This is a genomic window from uncultured Brachyspira sp. (assembly GCF_949287625.1).
Lineage (GTDB): Bacteria > Spirochaetota > Brachyspiria > Brachyspirales > Brachyspiraceae > Brachyspira.
In genome coordinates, this window is record NZ_CASEGO010000102.1 from 1 (window position 1) to 18,007 (window position 18,007).

Below are 18,007 nucleotides of genomic sequence, written 5' to 3' on the forward strand. Positions count from 1 at the left end.
CAACAAAAGAACTGGGGTGTGGGGCAAAGCCCCGCAAATATCAAAATTTAAAAAATTTATTTTTTGACAAACTGTATTTGTTTAGGTATATACTGGAACAATTTTATTTTGTCAATTGGGGCACATTATACAAAATTATCAACTTTTTTGCCGCACACGCCATACTTAACAGTACTTCCTTCGGTCGCAGGCGGGCTTCGCCAAAAGTTTTTATCCTTCGGATACGTTTCACGAAAAACGCAATTGCTAGAACTTTATATTTTAAAGATATGTATTAAATGTATAGTAATACTCGAAATTTAGGCTAAAAATGCAGTTCTTTTGGTTCTTTTATACCAATAAAAGAACTGGGGTGCGGGGCAAAGCCCTGCAAATATTTTAAATTAAAAAAATTAATTTTTGTCAAATTTTAGTTATTTAGGTATATACTGAAAATTTTTAACTTTGTCAATTTTTATGTTGTCCTTTTTCCCGCCGCACACCACAGGCGGACAGCGTCAAAGAACCTTAATATCCTTGACAAGCTCGGATACGCTTCGCGAAAGTGCAAGTATTAAAATTATTATTAAATCGTACTAATTATGTTTTATATGTAGGATAAATTACTGAATTCAGTGTAAAATGCAGTCTTTTCGCCTGCCTACGGCACGCAGAGCGAGGCAGACAGGCGTCACAAAGGGGGCTAGTTCCCACAAATACTAAAATTTAAAAATTTATTCTTTGACAAACTGTATTTGTTTAGGTATATATAACTAAAGTTTATATCGGTAAAAATTCTATAATGTAATGTCTATAATATTATATTATGAATTAATAAATTTAATTATTAAACAAATATAATATACTTTTTATATTATTATTTGTAGAAACGTAAAATCATTGTTATGTAATATTAAACTTTATAATGTTCTTCAAATGTTCATAGTATTAAAATTAATAAATATAATAGTGTTTTTATTATTAAAATATCGTTATAAAAAGTTGTTTTTTTTTATTATTCGTATATAATTGTAGGAATGAGAGTTTCTGGATATAATTTGTTTCCGCCGCTTTTAGGGCATATAAAAAATTGGTACAGCCATGTTGATAGAATCAAGGCTATGGGTTTTGAATGGATATATATAAATCCTATTACATATCCGGGCTTTAGCGGCAGTTTGTATGCTACTAAATATTATTATCAGTATAACCCTTCATTTTTTACAAGCAGTAATCAAAATATAGCTGAAAAAGAGCTGAGAGATTTTATATTTTATTGCCGTAGTAAGCAGATTAAAGTAATGATAGATTTAGTTATCAATCATTCTTCAAAAGACTGTAATTTGACTCAGGAGCATATAGAATGGTATAAAACTAAAGACGGAGCTTTGCAGTCGCCAGGTGCTTGGGATAATGGCAAGTGGATTGAATGGGGTGATTTGGCTATATTCAATAACAAAAGAGATCCTAATGAAAAAGATGAAGAAGAAACAGAAGACATAAATAAAGAAAATAATAACAATGAAAATAGTGCTGAAGTGACAAATAATAATTATGAAATATTAAATCCTATATGGTATTATTGGAATGATTTGATAAAACATAATCTTGATTTAGGATTTGAAGGCTTTAGATGTGATGCTGCATATAAAGTTCCTAAAGAATTATGGAAGTATTTAATAGATAATGCTAAAGAATATAATAAAGATGTTATATTTTTTGCAGAGAGTTTAGGCTGTTCTATTGAGGATACGGAAAAACTTATAGATGCAGGATTTGATTATGTTGCAAGCAGTGCCAAATGGTGGGATTATGAGGGGGAATGGTTTGTAGAGCAGTATGATTTGGTGCGTAAAAAATGCCGACAAATAGCTTTTCCAAGCAATCATGATACTAAAAGACTTATTACAGAATATGACGGAAATATCTGGAGAGTAAAGCAGACTTTTTTATTTACAGCCATAGTATGTGATATGTGGATGATAACCACAGGCGATGAATACGGCTTTATAAACAGATGTAATGTTGTAGGCGGAAGTGAGAAAGATTATGAAAATATAAGCTATGATTTAAGCGAATATATTAAGAATATCATAAGTTATGTAAAACAAAATAGAATACTTGCCGACTGCGGAGAAATAGTTTCTCTTGATATAGAAGAAAAAAAGAAAATTGAAAAATTAAAAAAAGAAGGCGAAAATAATCCCAATTATGAATATCATGAGCATCATGAATATTATGAGGATAACAGTAAAGAAGAAAACAATAAAAAAGATCCTTTTAGGAAATTTTATAAATACAGCTTGGACGGCAAAGACAAACTTTTAATAGTTGTAAATATTACCTCTAAAGAAAGGCTGCTTGATGCTAATAAATACGGTATTAAGTATGATATCTCTTTTGAGAATGCAGTTAATAATATTACAGATACTGTAAAAATATTGCCGTATGAGCTTAAAATATTTACATTGAGAGAAGAAACTTATTGGGTATAGAGAATAAAAAAATTATATAAGGCGTTTGTTTTATGGAAGAGAGAAAATCGATAGACAGTTTTTTTTCAGATTTATCTATGGGGCTTCTTTTTGCTGAGAATACTAATGAAATAGACAGAGTTGTTGATTTATTTTTGGAGAAAACTTGTCAATATTATGGATTTGACTGCGGAGAGGTGTATTTTCCTAAAGGTGATTATCTTATATTAAGAGGCGTATATGGTATAGACAGATACTATGTATGTAAAGTAGATTTTCCTATAGAGGCAAGTCATTGTAAAGATGTATTATATGATCAGAAAATTTTTATAGGCGGAAATATAAATCATACAGATATGGAAGTATTTTCTAATTATGCTTCAATTTTTGTACTTCCTATATTTTTCTATGCTCACCCTATAGGTGTTGTTGTTTTTAGAAATAAAGAGAATAAGATTGATTTTTATAGAGAAATAGTCGATGAGATAAAAAATGTTATAGGTCATTTTGCTGTTTATGCTAATAATGTACTTCAAAGTGTAACATATAAAGAAAGAGATAAACAATTAAAACTTCTTAGAGAACTTTATTTGAAGTTAAGCGATGTAGATGATTTTGAAAATAATCTTAATAATTTAGCTTCGGATATCGCAAATATTTTTACAGCAAGCAAGGCTTTTATTAGGCTTAGAGATGAAGATAATAATTTGTATTTAAGATCAAGTTACGGATTTCCAGAAAATTTTGACTATTCTATTTTTGAAGATAATTCTTATATAGAGGAATATTGGGATAATAACATATTTTTTATAAATAATGCAGCCAAGAACAAATATTATAAGAGATTTGAAGGTGTAATAAATAGATCTGTCCTTTTCAATAGGATACCAGTAAAAAAAGGGTGTATAGGATACATTGTAGTTATAGATAAGATTCCAGATGCTGTTAATCCTTTGGGAGATTTCGATGCCGATGATCTTAATTTATTTAATCCCCTTTTAGCTAATATATCAAGCAGAATTTCAGAACATTACAGTATGATAGCATTAAGCAAGGCTAATGAGAAAAATACAAAGCATATGTCTCGTTTAAGCACATTGTACGATATAAGCAATATTTTGTTGGAGCGTTCTAAAACTGAAGATATATTATTTTTGCTTCTTACAATTACAACTATAGGAGATGTATTTGCTTTTAATAGGGCTTTTGCCTTTCTTTATGATAGGGAGTTTAATGTATTTAGAGGACGTATGTGTGTAGCTCCTAAAAATGCTCAGGATGCTGGAATGATATGGAGCAATATGCAGAACTTAGATAAGTATGCTTTAAGAGAGAAATTAATGCTTTCTTTTGATAAAAGAAGTGTTGAAGATGCATGGGATTTGAATCAGCAGTTTTTAAATACAGTTATACCTAATAATGAAAACTGCAGGCTGTTTTTCGATGTGTTTAATAATAAAAATAGTATTAATGTGCTTAATGTAGAGAATAATGATGAAGTAAATCAAATAAAAAAATACACTAACATATTCGGGGATTATCCTTTTGCTATTATACCAATAATGAACTCAGTTAATTGTATAGGTATGATAGTTGTTGATAATCCTTATAATGGAAATCCTATACCTGAAGATGATCTTGATTATTTAAAGATGTTTGGCAGGCAGGCGGCTGTTGCTTTGGAATATTCTTCTCTTTATAATGAAATGGAAAAAAATAATAATGCTCTTAAGGCAGCACAGAAAACATTGCTTGATTTAAAGAGTTTGGCTATAATAGGAGAAATGAGTTCTTCTATGGCACATAATTTAAGAAACTTTATAGTTCCTATTGCAGGGTTTGCAAATAGGCTTGTGAAAGTAAGCAAAGATGAGACTATTAAAAATTATGCTCAGATAATTGCTAATGAAGTAGAAAATTTGGAAAATTATCTTAGAAGGAATTTGTCATTTGCTAAAAGTATTAATTTGGAAGTTGATAATATTAAAATTGATGATATGATAAAATATTTGACTATCCTTTCAAAAGAATATATAAAGAAAAGCGGTAAAAATATCAAATTCTATGCTTTAAAAATGACAAAAGAAGATGTTGTAAGATGGGATTATGACAGAATGAATGAGGTTGTGTTTAATCTTATTATTAATGCTATAGATGCTATAGAAGATAATAAAGATGGTTCATTTATCAGTGTTATATTTGATGATAATGCCTACAGAGAATCTATGATAGATATAATAGTTGAAAATACAGATTCCTATATAGAACCAGATTTGGCAGAGAAGATATTTACTCCGTTTTTTACTACAAAAAGTCATGGGGTAGGTATAGGGCTTGCTATATCTAAAAGAATAGTTGAAGCTCATGGGGGAAGTATGGTATTAAAAAGTGTTAATGATTCTTTAAAAATAACAGCTTTTTTTGTTTCTATCCCTGTTAGTTTAAATAATTAAAAAATTCAAAGCGTTTTCCGACAATAAAAATGTGGAGATGTAATTATGGCAAAAATAAGCGAGGCAGCAAAAGCTGAATGTACTAGAATGCAGAATAAATATAAAGATCTGCTTTCTGGTATAGAATCAAAATTAGTAAAAGTAGAGAAAGATTTATTACTATTAGAGGATCATTTTGAAATATGCAGAAAAAAGATAGATGCCGCTGTGCTCTATATTCAGGCTTCTTCTTTTATTGCAACTACATGCTATATTGCCATAGAATATATAGATGTGCGTTCTGATAATCAGCTTAATGACGGAAGACGTTATATTAATAAGGCAATTATGCTTTTGGAAGAGGTTTTCGGAAATCATACTGATGATTCATTATCTTTAAATGAAGAGATACATGATTATTTAAGAGATAAATTAACAGATGAATGGAAATATCAATTTATCTGTTCTTTCGGATATGTTATAGATTATTTCAAATACTGCTACGGGGAAAACTCTAAATGGCTTCAAAACTTTGTTGAAATAGAGGGAAGATTTGCTACTTTGGGTAAAAACATGATAGATTTTAAAACATATATCAGAGATTTAAGCCCTGAGATAGAAGGCTATAAATACAGAGTTAAAATGATGGAGCTTGTAAAAAAATTATTGGCAGCTTCCGCTGAACAGTACAGAACGAAGTATGAGCTTCAGGATAAAAGATTAGATGATATGAAAATGGCTTTAAATATAATAGCTTCTCTTAGAAGAATACATGTATATTTAAATGAAGCCGAAGAGTCAGAAGAAAAAAAGAAAATGTATGACTTGTGGAAAAAGAAAATGGACGCTGACATAAAAAAAATGAAGTAGTTTTGACAATTTTCTCTTTTTTAGTATAATATTAATTAAGATGAAACTAAAAATAACATTAATATTATCACTTGTTTTTATTGCTGTTATATTAAAAATAATAACTTTTTCTAAAAATTTTGTAGAAAACTTTTATTCTAGGACTATATACAAAACTATAGCAGGCTCTTTAAATAAGCTCTCTTCCAATGTGAGTTTTTCTATAGGAGAAGTTTTACTTTTTGTTTTTATTATAGCGGTTATTTTATTTGTAATAATTGCTTTAAAGCATTCTTTTTTTAATCACAATATCGCTTCTATTAAAGAAAAAATAAAAACGGCTTTAAACTTTATATATGTTTTTATATGTTTCATAGTACTGATATATATAGTTTTTATGTTAGTATGGGGACTTAATTATTACAGAGTGCCTTTAATAGAGTATTATACGAATAACAGCAGTATCACAGATGATGATATATATAATCTAGCTGACAGGCTTATAAGAAATGTTAATGATCTTAAAGATGAGATAAAATATATTGATATTAATACTAATTATCAGGTATTAAATAGAATTGTAGAGAGTGAATATAATAAAGTATTTGAATATTTTGAGTTTCTTAATATGCATTATTCAAAAACAAAGCCTATAAAAATATCAAAATTATTTTTACATCTGCAGATAACTGGCATATATTCTCCTTTTACATCGGAAGCTAATGTTAATATTCTTATTCCTAGTGTATCTATTCCATTTACAATAGCACATGAGATGGCTCATCAAATAGGGATAGCTTATGAAGATGAGGCTAATTTTATATCGTATGTGGTATGCTCAAAAAATACAGATGCTTTTGTAAGATATTCTGCTAATTTTGAGGCACTTCTTTATGTACTTGGAGAGATAAAGAGAGATGAAAATTATTCTCATTTGATGTCTAATTTGAATAATGAAACTAAAGATGAAATAAAAAAATATTATGAGTTTTGGCAGGGATATTTCGGACAATTATCTAAAGTAAGCGAAAAAGTTAATGATACATATTTGAAAGCTAATAATCAGCATTATGGAGTAAAAAGCTATTCTAGGGTAGTGAGATTACTTGTGCTTTATTATAAAAATAATTCTAATCTTTAATGTTTTGAAATTTTTACGATAATTATTAAACATTGATTTTTATAATTTAAAAAAAAATAACAAATTTTTAAAAGGTATTTTATGAAATTAGATGAGCCTCCTTATTTTTATCAATGCAAAAGCTGTAAAAGAAGATTTTCATTAAGAAGAAAAAAGTATACTGTAAATTTACTTATTTTTAAACTTAATCCTCAGAGATGTCCTTACTGCAAAAGTTCAAGAACTAAAAATATTGATCATATTGTAAAAATAGATGATTAATTTTTATTAGTATTTATACTTAATAATGTTAAAGCTGTAATTGTTAATATAATACCTATAACTGAAAAAATATTTGGTATTTCATTAAAGAATATAATTCCAAATACTGATGCAGCAATAGGTTCGCATGAGGCAAGTATAGAGGCTTTTCCAGTATCCATATAATTTAATGATACAGTATAAAATACATAAGGAAGTATTAAAACTAATAGAGAATGAAGTATTATAAAAATAAATATATTATTATCTTTTTTTACTAAATCTATAATTAAATTCCAATCAGCGAAAGGTGCTGTTATTATAGAAATAAATATAAAAGCATATAGAGTGATAGTAAGAGAATGATATCCTTTAAGCATAGCTTTTTTTGATATTATACTATAAAGGGCATATGAAAAAGCAGCAAGCAGTCCGCTTATTATACCCCATAATGATATTTTCACTTCTGATTTAAGTATATTGCTTACAAGTATGCAGCCGAAAAATGCTGATATAATAGATATTAATTTTTTTAATGTAATTTTTTCTTTATATAAAAAATATGACAGCAAAAGTACAAATATAGGCGAGAGACTTAATAAAACTGCTGCTAAAGATAAAGATAAAAAACTAACGCTTTCATTAAAAAATATATTTACTCCAAGCATTCCTATTAAAGCAGCCGATATAAATATGAATATGTCTTTTAAATGTATTTTTATTAATGATTTATTATATAAAAATATTGATGCAAACATTATAACGGATGCAGTTACAGCCTTTGAAGATACTATTGTTATATTGTTCATTGATAATTCTGCAGATTTTCTTATAAATATACCAGTAGCACCCCATAATATGCCTGCTAGTATAGGAAAAATTGGAACTATTTTTTTAAGCATTATATAATACTCTTTATAGATTTGTTATTTTGAAGGATTTTAAATTAAAATTATTATTTGTCAAATGCATTTATTTTATTGAATTGTTTTTTTATTTAATATATATGTTATAATAGTAATTAAAAGAGGAACTGAAAATGGATAAAGATTTACCTAAAATTGAAATATATAACAGTAAAAGAAAATTAGCTTTATTATTATTATTTTCTTCTGTCTTTATTGTAATTTCAATATTAGCTTTTCTGCATTCAAGTTCTTATAAAAAAATATTATTTACCATTAGTTTATCATTTTTTTTAATATGTTTTTTTGTGTTCATGATTCAGTTGCTAAAATCAGGAAAGCCTATAATTATTTTAGATGAAAATGGAATAATGTATAATATCCTATTAAAAAATAAAAATATATTTGTAAAATGGACTGATATTAGAGAAATATCTTTTTCAAAAACATTTATATATTTATACTTAAAAGAAGAAAGCAGTTTATCTATAAATAGAAAAAATCCTAATGAACCTATTGTTTTTTATATGTCGGGATTAAAAGATCCTGTTACTGTTCTAGCTATGATAACATATTATTTTGAAAAAAGTACTGGGGTTGTTTGATTATGAAAGATATTGATAAATTATTTTCAAACAGTAAATTTTCTGTTAAAGTTTATATTAATAATATTAGATATTTTGCTGTAATGATGATAGGATTAATAATTGCTATTCTTCTTATAAGTGTATTATTTACAGAAGCTGATAGTGAAATGAGAGCGGCTATTATATTTGTAGTATGCTTTTTTATTTTTGGAGTTGTTATACTCTCTATAATTTTGATAAAAAGTATTTTCTTTAAGATTCCTAGTTTTATATTAGATGATAAGGGAATATATTATAATAATCTGCTTGTAAAAAGTTATATATATGTACTTTGGAAAGAGATAAAAGATTTGGATATTATAGGAGGATATTTATTTATATATTTAAAAGATCCTCAAAGCTATTATTTAAGAAAGTTTAAGGGCAGGGTAATATCAGAAAATCCTTTATATATACATTTGGGCGATTTGGATATAAGCAATAAATTTATTAATAGTATGTTTGACTTCTTTTATGATAATTATTCTGATGATGAAGAAAATAGCAGCAAAGAAGAAGATTATAAAAAATACTACAGAGATTACTATTAATAATTTTTATTAAATTAATTTTATTTAAAATGTCTATTTAGATCAAGTTCTCTCAAAGTTCTAATCATCTGCATTTCCATCTGTATTCTAAAATTATCATTAACAGCACTATTTACAGCATTATTATTAGGATTTTTTTGATTTATTTGTGCCTTAATTGTAGAATTATTTATTTTCATTTGATTTTCAAGCATTCTGTATCTTGGAGAATATCTTCCATTTATAGCTTCTAGTTTTTGTCTGTCTCTGTAGCTCATATATCCGCTTCCGAAATAATGAAATCTTCCGTTTCTATAGTAACTTTTAGTATATCCTGGATTAGCAAATCTTGGAGTTGTGAGATCATTTTTATACGGATAAAGAGGTATAGCAGATTTTGCTCTTGGAGGTACATAAGGCTTTACATTTCCAACTCTAGGTGCTGGGCTGTAATAATATTGTGAAAAAGCTAAACTAGCAATACTTAAAAATAAAAATAATATTTTCATAGTTGTACTCTCCTTATATACTATTTAAAACAAATAAACCTAAAAAAATAAAAGCTCCCGCATAATAATTTTATTATTACACGGGATATTAAAGTTGAGCGATTAAAAAATTATTTATTTTGGTATACTTTGTCTATTTCTAAAAAGCATTGAGTTCTCAATTTTTGTAAATCAGCAGATGCTTTGCTTCTTGAATCTATTGCAGTATTGATAGCATTTTGATCTGGAGTATCTTTTCTCATTTCAGCATTAATATTTTGTGTTTGATTGTATATTTCTCTTCTCAAAGTATCCATTTGAGGGAAATATTTATCCTGTATAGTTCTTATTTGATCAATTTGTTCTTGAGTAAGCTGATTGTTATAATATCCGTAATAACCTCTTCCGTATCCAGCACCGTAACCAATACCGCATCCGCCATAGCCTGCACCATAACCAGCACCGTATCCTCTGCCATAACCTCTGCCGTATTGTGCAAATAAAGATACTGAACCAAAAATCATAATTGCTATTGATATTAATATAATTGCTTTTTTGTTAATTTTGTTTGTCATGTTTTTTCTCCTTTTTTTATTTATAAATAATTTTTATTTTATTTTTTATTGTGCATTGTAATAATAACAGCCGTTGTAATTTCCTCTGTATCCGTTATTATATCTGTAATCAGGATTATTATATCTGCCATAGCCTGAATTATAACCGCAGTAATTTCCTCTTCCGTATCCGCCTCTGCCGTAACCTCTTCCATATTGAGCAAATAAAGACAAAGAAGCAAGAAGCATAATTGCTAATGCTGTAAAAATGATGACGCCTTTTTTCATACGTTTTCTCCTTAATTTTATTTTTGTTATTTTTTGTTTTTCTTATGCTTTATTAGACGCAGACTATATTTAAAAGTTCCCAAAAAATTTGGAAATTTGATAAAAAAAACGATTTTTTTACTATACTAGGTGTGAGTATTATAATTTATTTAATTTTTTTGTATAATTTTTTTATTAAACCTATTTTTCCAAAGCATATATAGTAGAATAATGCTGCTATTAGTACTATAGGTATTGAAACAGCTACAAAACCAATTAAAAAAAATCCTATTGAAGAGAAGAATGCTTTTAGAAATGATATTAAATTTATGTATTTATTATAAAGATTATTGTTTCCAGACTTTATAGCTTCTCTGTCTGAAATATTTAAAGTTACTTTAGAATAGTTTACAGATGAATTAAGATTTTCTAATGTTCCTTTCATCGATTCTATTTCATATGTTAAAGTATTAATTCTGTCTTCTACTTTTAATATTTCATCAATATTTTTAGCCTCTCTTAAATAATTTCTTAATTTTTCTAATAATACTTCTCTGTTTTTTATTCTGTTTTCTGTATCATAATATGTATCTGTAACATCTTTAGTATTAATATTTTTATTTTCTACATTTTCATTTTCCTCTAAAAATAAAATGAAATTATTTAAATTTTCTTTAGGTATTCTTATTGTAAGGTAATATCTGTTTTTTGAAGATTCTACATTATCAAAATATCCTTTATATTCTTTTATTTTTTCTTCTACGCTTTTATATGTTTTTTCAACATCTTTTGAATTAATTGTTATATTAGCAGTTATAATTAATTTTCTCTCAATATTTCCGCTTGTATTAATATTTTCTCTTTCATCAGATATTTCTTCTTCAGTAATACTTGCTGCAGTATCATAAGATGATTTAGAATAAAGATTAGTTGATGTCCCGCTGTTGCCGCCGCATGATAATAATAAAAATATGCTTATTAATATGATGATTATTTTTTTCATAACTATTACCCCCATTAATAGAAATATATTATAAACATATCATGTATTATTATTTTTTCAATATTCTTTTAATTTTATATAATGCTTATAATATACTTGCGGTAAAACTATTTTTAAAAATTAGTAATTGCTGAATAATTTTTAAGTATGTATTGTTTAATAACAAAAAATAGGGCTTAATAATAATTATTACAAGCCCCATTTTTATTTATTTTAACACCTTTTAGTTCTGGTCTTACAAGTATAACTCTGCTGTAGAAATACAAAGGTATGAAAGGCATATCAGCCATTAATACATCTTCTGCCTTATGAAGTGTCTGCATTCTTGAAACTTTATCTCCGTTAGTAAGTGCAGATTTTATGAGTTCTTCATATTCTTTATTATAATAGCTTCCTGTATTTTGCGGACTATAGCTTAAGAAAGTATCGAGAAAAGTCATAGGGTCATTATAATCTCCCATCCAGCCGGAACGTGCTATTTGGAAATTTTTATCTCCTCTAGTAGTCTGCATAAATACTCCCCATTCAAGCTGATTAACTACAGTATCTATATTTAAATTTTCTTTCCACATCTGCTGCACAGCTTCAAATATATTTTTTGAGCTTTCTGATTCAACAGTAAACTCTATAACAGGAAAATTCTTTCCGTCAGGGTATCCAGCTTCAGCAAGCAGTCTTTTTGCCTCTTCTATATTTTTAGCATAATCCTCTTCTTTTGTGCTGAAATAATCTCCTCCATTTTCTCTGAAAGAGCCTTCTATATCATATACTGGAGGAGGAACTAAAGCAGCAGCAGGAGTTTCTGCCCCTTTAGTAACGTTTTTTATTATATAGTTTCTGTCTATTGAAAGAGAAAGTGCATTTCTTACTCTTTTATCTTTTAACACCTCATTTGTAGTATTGACAGATAAAAAATAAATGGCAAGCAAAGGAACATAATCTATATATCCTTCTTCTGTCAATTTAGGTATATCCTGAAGAGGAGGATTGCTTCCAAACATCAAAGTACCGTTTTCTATAGAAGATACTATAGTATTAGGATTATCTAAAAGTGCAAATGTAAGTTTCTCAGCAGTGATATTTTCGCTGTTCCAATAATTTGTACTTTTTATCATTACTAATTTATCATTATTAATATGTTCGCTTACATAGTAAGGTCCGTTGCCTATATATTTTTTTTGACTCCAAGAATCTCCATATTCGTTTATAATATCTTCTCTAAGAGGGCTGTATATTGTAATTGCAAGCAAGTCCAAAAAGTACGCAGTAGGACTTTCTAATGTAACTTCTAAAGTGTAATCATCTAATGCTTTTACTCCCAATTCTTCTATAGGAAGTTCGCTGTTAATGATTTTTGCTGCATTTTTTATAGGGTTTAGCTGATAACTTACAGAACTTGCTGCTTTAGGATCAACCGCTCTTCTCCAAGCATATACGAAATCATTTGCTGTTACTGGCACTCCGTCATGCCATTTAGCATTTGTTCTCAAATGAAAAGTATATTTTAAATAATCATCGCTTATATCCCAACTTTCAGCAGCTGCGGGAATTAATTTATCATCTTTGTCTCTTGAAGTTAAGCCTTCAAAGGTATGAGCTATATATGCAGAACCGTCATATGTTTCTGTATATGTAGGGTCTAAAGTTTTAGGTTCTGGACCTATATTTATTAAAAGACCGTTATCTGTTTTTGTATTTGAACATGATATTAGAAAAGTGAAATATAATAGTATTAATACTATTTTTTTCATATAATACTCCCTTATTTCATTTATTGTATTTTGTTTGAAAATTATATTTTTTAATTAGACAGCCTGTCTAAAATAAAAATTACTCTCGGGAATCTTATATTTTTTATAAAATATAATTAAAGATAATAATTGATAAAAATTAACTTTCTTCATTTATTAAAAAAATTATTAATTTACATCTATTTAGAAATATTAAAAAACTTAATACTTTCTTCTAAAAATTTAGCCTTATCAAACAATTTTTTTGAAAGTTCGCTAGACTCTTCAGCTAAGGACGCATTCTGTGTAGTAGCACTTTCTATATTGTTAATAGCTATGCTTATTTGAGAGACTCCCGCTTCTTGTTCTAATGAAGTAGTGCTTATATTCTGCATTAATTGAGAAGTACCTGATACTTTCTCCTGAAGCTGTACAAATAATTCCTGAGATTCTCTTGCAGTTTTTGTGGCGGTATCTATTTTTTCTGCAGTATTATCAACAAGAGCTGTAATATCTTTAACAGAACTTTGAGTAGTTTGAGCCAAGTTTCTTACTTCGCTTGCAACAACTGCAAAACCTTTACCTTGTTCTCCAGCTCTTGCTGCCTCTACTGAGGCATTAAGTGCTAATATATTAGTCTGAAATGCTATATCTTCAATAATTTTAGTTATATCTTTTATTTTATCGCTTGACTTATGAACATCTTCTATATTTAAAGTTGTCTGAGCTATTATATTAGCTGCTCCTTCAATATATTCCATAGATTCTGACATCATATCTTTTCCAGATACAGAATTATCAGCAGATGCTTTTATTGTAGAAACTATTTCTTCTAAGCTGGAAGCAGTTTCTTCCAAACTTGAAGCCTGAGATTCTGTTCTGCCTGATAGTTCAACACTGCTTTCCATCATTCTTTGAGAAGCTAAAACTATTTCATTAGAGGCTTCATTAACATCGCTTACAACATTAGCAAGTTTTTCACTCATTATATTAAATGCTTTTTCTAGTTCTCCGAATTCATCTTTTTTTAAAATTTCATTTTTATTTATTTCTATATTTCCTTCAGATATTCTATTAGCTTTTTTCATCAATTTATCCAAAGGACTCATAGTTTTAGTAATGTATGATACAGAGAAAAGGTTTATAAATATAATTGATAATACACATACTATTACAGCTATTCTAATCATACGTATATTTTCAGCATATATTATTCTGTTATCTGCTGCCATAGATAATATCCAAGGTAGAGTATCCATTTTAGTGTATACTGCAGTCCTTTTTTCTCCGTTAGAATCAGAAATGTATTTAAGCATTCCTTCAGATTTTCCTGAGTTTATAACTTCAGAATAACTTTCATTTGCAGGAGTATTTATCTGATTTCTAGTATCAAGCATTATATTTCTTTCACTATTAATAGCCATTAGTCTTCCGCTTTCAGTCAGCTGCAGTTCCTGAAGTTTTGCAACCAAAGCATCCCAGTTTAGAATCATATATATAGTTCCTGCAAATGTTCCGTTAATTTTCACTCCTGCAATAATAGAAAAAGTCATTTCATTTCCAGAAGATGATTTTATTATTTCAGTTCCGTAAGCTGAATCATAATTGTTTTTAACCAAATTATCCCAAATACCAGGTCTTAATTCTTTTATATTTCTTCCTAAGTTTACATTTTTGGCATTTTGAAGTATTATTCCGTCTGTATCAGTTATTCCTATGTCTATAGAATATTTGTTTATGCTTTCAAACTGCTGAAGAGTTCTTATTAGTGCGGTGCTTTCCTCAGGAGTTTTATTTCCAGATAGATAATTAATAACAGCAGGCGTAATAGAGTATGTTCTTATTAGTGTATTATTTTCTTCAAACCAAGTATCAAGCATATTTTTATATCCGCCCACAGTATTATGATATCCGTCATATGTTGATTTAGTAATACCTATGTATGATCTGTAAGATAATATAACTATTGTAATTATTAGAAGTATAGTTGTTATTATACTTATAGTTAACGGCATTTTAAATCTTATAGAATGTCTTTTTTTCATGTTCAAAGCCTCACTAATAAAATATTAATTCAATAATATTATATATTCTAAAATATATCTAGTTATTTATCGTTTTTTATATAAAAAATATATAATTAATTATTTAATTTTTATATAAAAAAACAAATAATTTTATATCTATATTTTTTTTATTTAATATTTGATAAATAATATTTTATATGTTATACTTTCTCTCCGATATACAAAAGTAAGAATAATGAAAAATAAATTAAAAAAAGTTGTTGGTTTTATTCCATTATTTATCATAATAATAGCGGTTTTATGGTATAAAGTACCTCTTAATGGTATAAGATGCTATCCTGAAAGTGTATCAAAAATAGATATCTCCTATAATGGAGAGTTAATATCTATAACTGATACTAATGATATAGACTTTATAATAAAAAGTTTGAATAGTATATCTTTAAATAAGGTAATACTAAAAATGGGTAATTCTAAGATAGGATATAACATTAATATTTATTCTACAAATGAAAATATATTAAGCAATATTACTGTATATTCTTCAGAAACGGCCTCCATAGGCAGTTTTTTTTATACTGATAAAAATTCTATGCTTCCTTATGATTATATAAGGAATATATATTCTAATAATATTTAGTTTATAATGTTATTATTAATTATTGTATACTATAAAAAACTATAACACTTTTTTAAAAAAATAATTATAATTTTATTATGTAAAAATATTTTATTAATTTCGGAGAATATTATCTATGAGAAAGTTCCAAAGTCTAAAAATTAAGATGCCGCTTATTATTATTTCTATGGTTACTGTTTTTATTATAGTGTTAATTGTAATAACAGAAATGAAGGCATCGGATAGTATAAAAAATGCTACATACGGCGGATTTAACAATACAGTATTAGGTTATGCTTCATTGATTGACACTTGGTTTAATGATCAGCTAACTATTGCCAGTATATATGGAACATCAGAGGAATTAATAAGATATTTAGAAGTTCGCACCGATGATTTGAAAACTGTTGCTTTAAATAATCTTAAGAAATTCAAATCATTAAATGAATATGCTATCAATATAGGTTTATCTGATAGTAACGGACTTGTATTAATAGATTCAGATAATCAGGATTTAGTAGGACAGAATATGTTTGATATACACCCTGATTTAAGAACAAAAATAAATTCAGGCAGTAAAGGAGTATTTGGAGAAAATATTACACGTTCTTTGACAACAGGCGGTTGGTCTTTGATTCTGCTTGAAAAAGTGACAGGCAATAATAATCAGGTTATTGGGTATTTATATATAATATTAGACTGGTCTACTTTAAATAAAACTCATATAGAAAAACTTGTAATAGGCAAAACAGGAAATATGTTTGCTATAGATAAAAATTTAATTATAAAAATACATAGTGATTTGAAAAATATTAATGGAGCTGCACCAACTGCATATAGCAGTGCTTTCAGTAAAAATAGCGGTATACTAAGTTATGAATTTGATGGAGCTCAAAGGGTAGGTTCATATACCACATTGAAATCTCAGCCTTGGGTATTGGGTGTATCAATGACTGAAAATGAAATATATGAGGCTAATAGAGCTCTTATGCAAATGATGATAATTATCTCTATTATTGCTATAGTAGTTATAGCACTCTTTATTTCAGCATTTATACGTTCGATAACAGCACCTTTAAATATATTAGTTGGTTTAGCTAAAGAGATAGCAGAAGGTGATTTGAGAACTACAAAGCAAAAAATAAAACGTAAAGATGAACTTGGAGAATTGTCTAATGCATTTGTTGCTATGAGAAAAAAACTTGTAGAAACTATAATGGTAGTTGTAGAATCTGCTAATAATATAACTATGGCTGCCAAAGAATTATCAGAGCAAAATACTGATTTGGCACACAGAACAGAAAGTCAGGCTGCTAGTATAGAAGAGACATCTGCATCTATGGCTGAAATTTCATCAACTATTAAGGATTCTGCTGATAAATCTATAAATGGAAGTAAGATGATATTAGAATCAAAAACTTCTGTAGAGAATGCAGGAGATATTATCGCAGAAACAACTTCAAATATAGAAGAAGTTCATGAGGCTAGTTCTAAAATTAAAGATATTACAAAAATTATTGAAGATATAGCATTTCAAACTAATATATTGGCACTTAATGCTTCAGTAGAGGCAGCAAGAGCTGGAGAACAGGGTAAAGGTTTTGCCGTTGTTGCAAGCGAAGTAAGAAACTTGGCTCAAACTACTCAGACTTCAGTAAAAAGCATTACAGATTTGATAGAAAATGTTTATGAAAAAATAGATAAAGCAACAGGTACAGCCAGAGAATCACAGGAAATATTTATAGATATACAAAATAAAATAGAAGATGCCTCAAAAATTATGGAAGGTATAAGTCAGAGTGCAGTTGAACAGCAAAATGGAATAGATCAGATAAAGATTGCTGTTAATGAAATGGATTCTACAACACAGAAAAATGCTGCTTTAGTAGAGGAGGCAACTGCTTCTGCTGAACTATTATTTGCTCAGTCTGAGGAATTAATGGCGGCAGTAAATGTATTCCAGCTTCCAGACGGCAGCAGATAAAATTATAAAGATAAAAATTAAAGGCTCTGTATTTCTTTTATGAATGCGGGGCTTTTTTATTATATACCTAAACAAATATGATTTGTCAAAAAATAAATTTTTAAATTTTAGTATTTGTGGGGACTAGCCCTGCGAAGCACACAGTCGTGCTACACCCCC

The 18,007-nt window shown here is 27.8% G+C and carries 17 protein-coding genes; 10 read left to right on the plus strand and 7 right to left on the minus strand.

Annotated elements, in window-relative coordinates; all coding sequences use genetic code 11:
* From Q1X91_RS12765 to Q1X91_RS12790, 6 genes are all read left to right on the plus strand, one after another.
* A partial coding sequence (locus Q1X91_RS12765) for a hypothetical protein (protein WP_300758173.1) occupies positions 1 to 278 on the plus strand: 278 nt, incomplete at its 5' end.
* 738 nt (positions 279 to 1,016) lie between these two features.
* Complete coding sequence (locus tag Q1X91_RS12770; protein ID WP_300758176.1) at positions 1,017 to 2,474, plus strand: alpha-amylase family glycosyl hydrolase; 1,458 nt, start codon at positions 1,017 to 1,019, stop codon at positions 2,472 to 2,474.
* A 32-nt stretch (positions 2,475 to 2,506) separates the two neighbouring features.
* Entirely contained in the window at positions 2,507 to 4,906 is a 2,400-nt protein-coding gene (locus tag Q1X91_RS12775; protein WP_300758179.1) for a GAF domain-containing sensor histidine kinase, read from the plus strand.
* Positions 4,907 to 4,951: 45 nt separating this feature from the next.
* Positions 4,952 to 5,755 (plus strand): hypothetical protein, encoded by an 804-nt coding sequence (locus Q1X91_RS12780; protein WP_300758182.1) that lies wholly within the window; start codon positions 4,952 to 4,954, stop codon positions 5,753 to 5,755.
* 40 nt (positions 5,756 to 5,795) lie between these two features.
* Positions 5,796 to 6,875, plus strand: a complete 1,080-nt coding sequence (locus tag Q1X91_RS12785; RefSeq protein WP_300758185.1) for a DUF3810 domain-containing protein — start codon at positions 5,796 to 5,798, stop codon at positions 6,873 to 6,875.
* Between the two features lie 81 nt (positions 6,876 to 6,956).
* Complete coding sequence (locus Q1X91_RS12790) at positions 6,957 to 7,136, plus strand: hypothetical protein (RefSeq protein WP_300758187.1); 180 nt, start codon at positions 6,957 to 6,959, stop codon at positions 7,134 to 7,136.
* On the opposite strand, the gene Q1X91_RS12795 is transcribed toward Q1X91_RS12790, so the two are convergent.
* Positions 7,133 to 8,017: an EamA family transporter gene (locus Q1X91_RS12795; RefSeq protein WP_300758189.1), complete on the minus strand. Its 885-nt coding sequence runs from the start codon at positions 8,015 to 8,017 to the stop codon at positions 7,133 to 7,135. The genes Q1X91_RS12790 and Q1X91_RS12795 overlap by 4 nt on opposite strands.
* Before the next feature lie 137 nt (positions 8,018 to 8,154).
* On the opposite strand from Q1X91_RS12795, the gene Q1X91_RS12800 reads away from it, so the two are divergent.
* Both Q1X91_RS12800 and Q1X91_RS12805 read left to right on the plus strand, forming a co-directional pair.
* Positions 8,155 to 8,625, plus strand: a complete 471-nt coding sequence (locus Q1X91_RS12800; protein WP_300758191.1) for an STM3941 family protein — start codon at positions 8,155 to 8,157, stop codon at positions 8,623 to 8,625.
* Between the two features lie 2 nt (positions 8,626 to 8,627).
* Complete coding sequence (locus tag Q1X91_RS12805; protein WP_300758193.1) at positions 8,628 to 9,197, plus strand: hypothetical protein; 570 nt, start codon at positions 8,628 to 8,630, stop codon at positions 9,195 to 9,197.
* Positions 9,198 to 9,217: 20 nt separating this feature from the next.
* Here Q1X91_RS12805 and Q1X91_RS12810 read toward each other — a convergent pair whose 3' ends face one another.
* From Q1X91_RS12810 to Q1X91_RS12835, 6 genes are all read right to left on the minus strand, one after another.
* A complete protein-coding gene (locus tag Q1X91_RS12810) occupies positions 9,218 to 9,685 on the minus strand; it encodes a hypothetical protein (RefSeq protein WP_300758195.1) in 468 nt (155 codons plus the stop codon).
* A gap of 110 nt (positions 9,686 to 9,795) precedes the next feature.
* Positions 9,796 to 10,239 (minus strand): periplasmic heavy metal sensor, encoded by a 444-nt coding sequence (locus tag Q1X91_RS12815; RefSeq protein ID WP_300758196.1) that lies wholly within the window; start codon positions 10,237 to 10,239, stop codon positions 9,796 to 9,798.
* A gap of 45 nt (positions 10,240 to 10,284) precedes the next feature.
* Positions 10,285 to 10,506, minus strand: coding sequence for a hypothetical protein (locus Q1X91_RS12820; protein WP_300758198.1), 222 nt, complete (start codon positions 10,504 to 10,506; stop codon positions 10,285 to 10,287).
* A 145-nt stretch (positions 10,507 to 10,651) separates the two neighbouring features.
* The gene (locus Q1X91_RS12825) at positions 10,652 to 11,488 is read right to left on the minus strand and encodes a DUF4349 domain-containing protein (protein WP_300758200.1); all 837 of its coding nucleotides are present in this window, start codon (positions 11,486 to 11,488) and stop codon (positions 10,652 to 10,654) included.
* A gap of 176 nt (positions 11,489 to 11,664) precedes the next feature.
* Entirely contained in the window at positions 11,665 to 13,239 is a 1,575-nt protein-coding gene (locus Q1X91_RS12830; protein WP_300758202.1) for a peptide ABC transporter substrate-binding protein, read from the minus strand.
* A gap of 179 nt (positions 13,240 to 13,418) precedes the next feature.
* Entirely contained in the window at positions 13,419 to 15,263 is a 1,845-nt protein-coding gene (locus Q1X91_RS12835; RefSeq protein ID WP_300758203.1) for a methyl-accepting chemotaxis protein, read from the minus strand.
* Between the two features lie 217 nt (positions 15,264 to 15,480).
* Here Q1X91_RS12835 and Q1X91_RS12840 point away from each other — a divergent pair, with 217 nt between their 5' ends.
* Both Q1X91_RS12840 and Q1X91_RS12845 read left to right on the plus strand, forming a co-directional pair.
* The gene (locus Q1X91_RS12840) at positions 15,481 to 15,885 is read left to right on the plus strand and encodes a hypothetical protein (RefSeq protein WP_300758205.1); all 405 of its coding nucleotides are present in this window, start codon (positions 15,481 to 15,483) and stop codon (positions 15,883 to 15,885) included.
* Between the two features lie 115 nt (positions 15,886 to 16,000).
* Positions 16,001 to 17,848, plus strand: coding sequence for a methyl-accepting chemotaxis protein (locus Q1X91_RS12845; RefSeq protein ID WP_300758208.1), 1,848 nt, complete (start codon positions 16,001 to 16,003; stop codon positions 17,846 to 17,848).
* The last annotated feature ends 159 nt before the right edge of the window (positions 17,849 to 18,007 follow it).

Bases quoted from the DNA above. Each gene is read 5' to 3' on its own strand.
- Q1X91_RS12770 (WP_300758176.1), top strand. From the start codon at position 1,017: ATGAGAGTTTCTGGATATAATTTGTTTCCGCCGCTTTTAGGGCATATA.
- Q1X91_RS12775 (WP_300758179.1), top strand. From the start codon at position 2,507: ATGGAAGAGAGAAAATCGATAGACAGTTTTTTTTCAGATTTATCTATG.
- Q1X91_RS12780 (WP_300758182.1), top strand. From the start codon at position 4,952: ATGGCAAAAATAAGCGAGGCAGCAAAAGCTGAATGTACTAGAATGCAG.
- Q1X91_RS12785 (WP_300758185.1), top strand. From the start codon at position 5,796: ATGAAACTAAAAATAACATTAATATTATCACTTGTTTTTATTGCTGTT.
- Q1X91_RS12790 (WP_300758187.1), top strand. From the start codon at position 6,957: ATGAAATTAGATGAGCCTCCTTATTTTTATCAATGCAAAAGCTGTAAA.
- Q1X91_RS12795 (WP_300758189.1), bottom strand. From the start codon at position 8,017: ATGCTTAAAAAAATAGTTCCAATTTTTCCTATACTAGCAGGCATATTA.
- Q1X91_RS12800 (WP_300758191.1), top strand. From the start codon at position 8,155: ATGGATAAAGATTTACCTAAAATTGAAATATATAACAGTAAAAGAAAA.
- Q1X91_RS12805 (WP_300758193.1), top strand. From the start codon at position 8,628: ATGAAAGATATTGATAAATTATTTTCAAACAGTAAATTTTCTGTTAAA.
- Q1X91_RS12810 (WP_300758195.1), bottom strand. From the start codon at position 9,685: ATGAAAATATTATTTTTATTTTTAAGTATTGCTAGTTTAGCTTTTTCA.
- Q1X91_RS12815 (WP_300758196.1), bottom strand. From the start codon at position 10,239: ATGACAAACAAAATTAACAAAAAAGCAATTATATTAATATCAATAGCA.
- Q1X91_RS12820 (WP_300758198.1), bottom strand. From the start codon at position 10,506: ATGAAAAAAGGCGTCATCATTTTTACAGCATTAGCAATTATGCTTCTT.
- Q1X91_RS12825 (WP_300758200.1), bottom strand. From the start codon at position 11,488: ATGAAAAAAATAATCATCATATTAATAAGCATATTTTTATTATTATCA.
- Q1X91_RS12830 (WP_300758202.1), bottom strand. From the start codon at position 13,239: ATGAAAAAAATAGTATTAATACTATTATATTTCACTTTTCTAATATCA.
- Q1X91_RS12835 (WP_300758203.1), bottom strand. From the start codon at position 15,263: ATGAAAAAAAGACATTCTATAAGATTTAAAATGCCGTTAACTATAAGT.
- Q1X91_RS12840 (WP_300758205.1), top strand. From the start codon at position 15,481: ATGAAAAATAAATTAAAAAAAGTTGTTGGTTTTATTCCATTATTTATC.
- Q1X91_RS12845 (WP_300758208.1), top strand. From the start codon at position 16,001: ATGAGAAAGTTCCAAAGTCTAAAAATTAAGATGCCGCTTATTATTATT.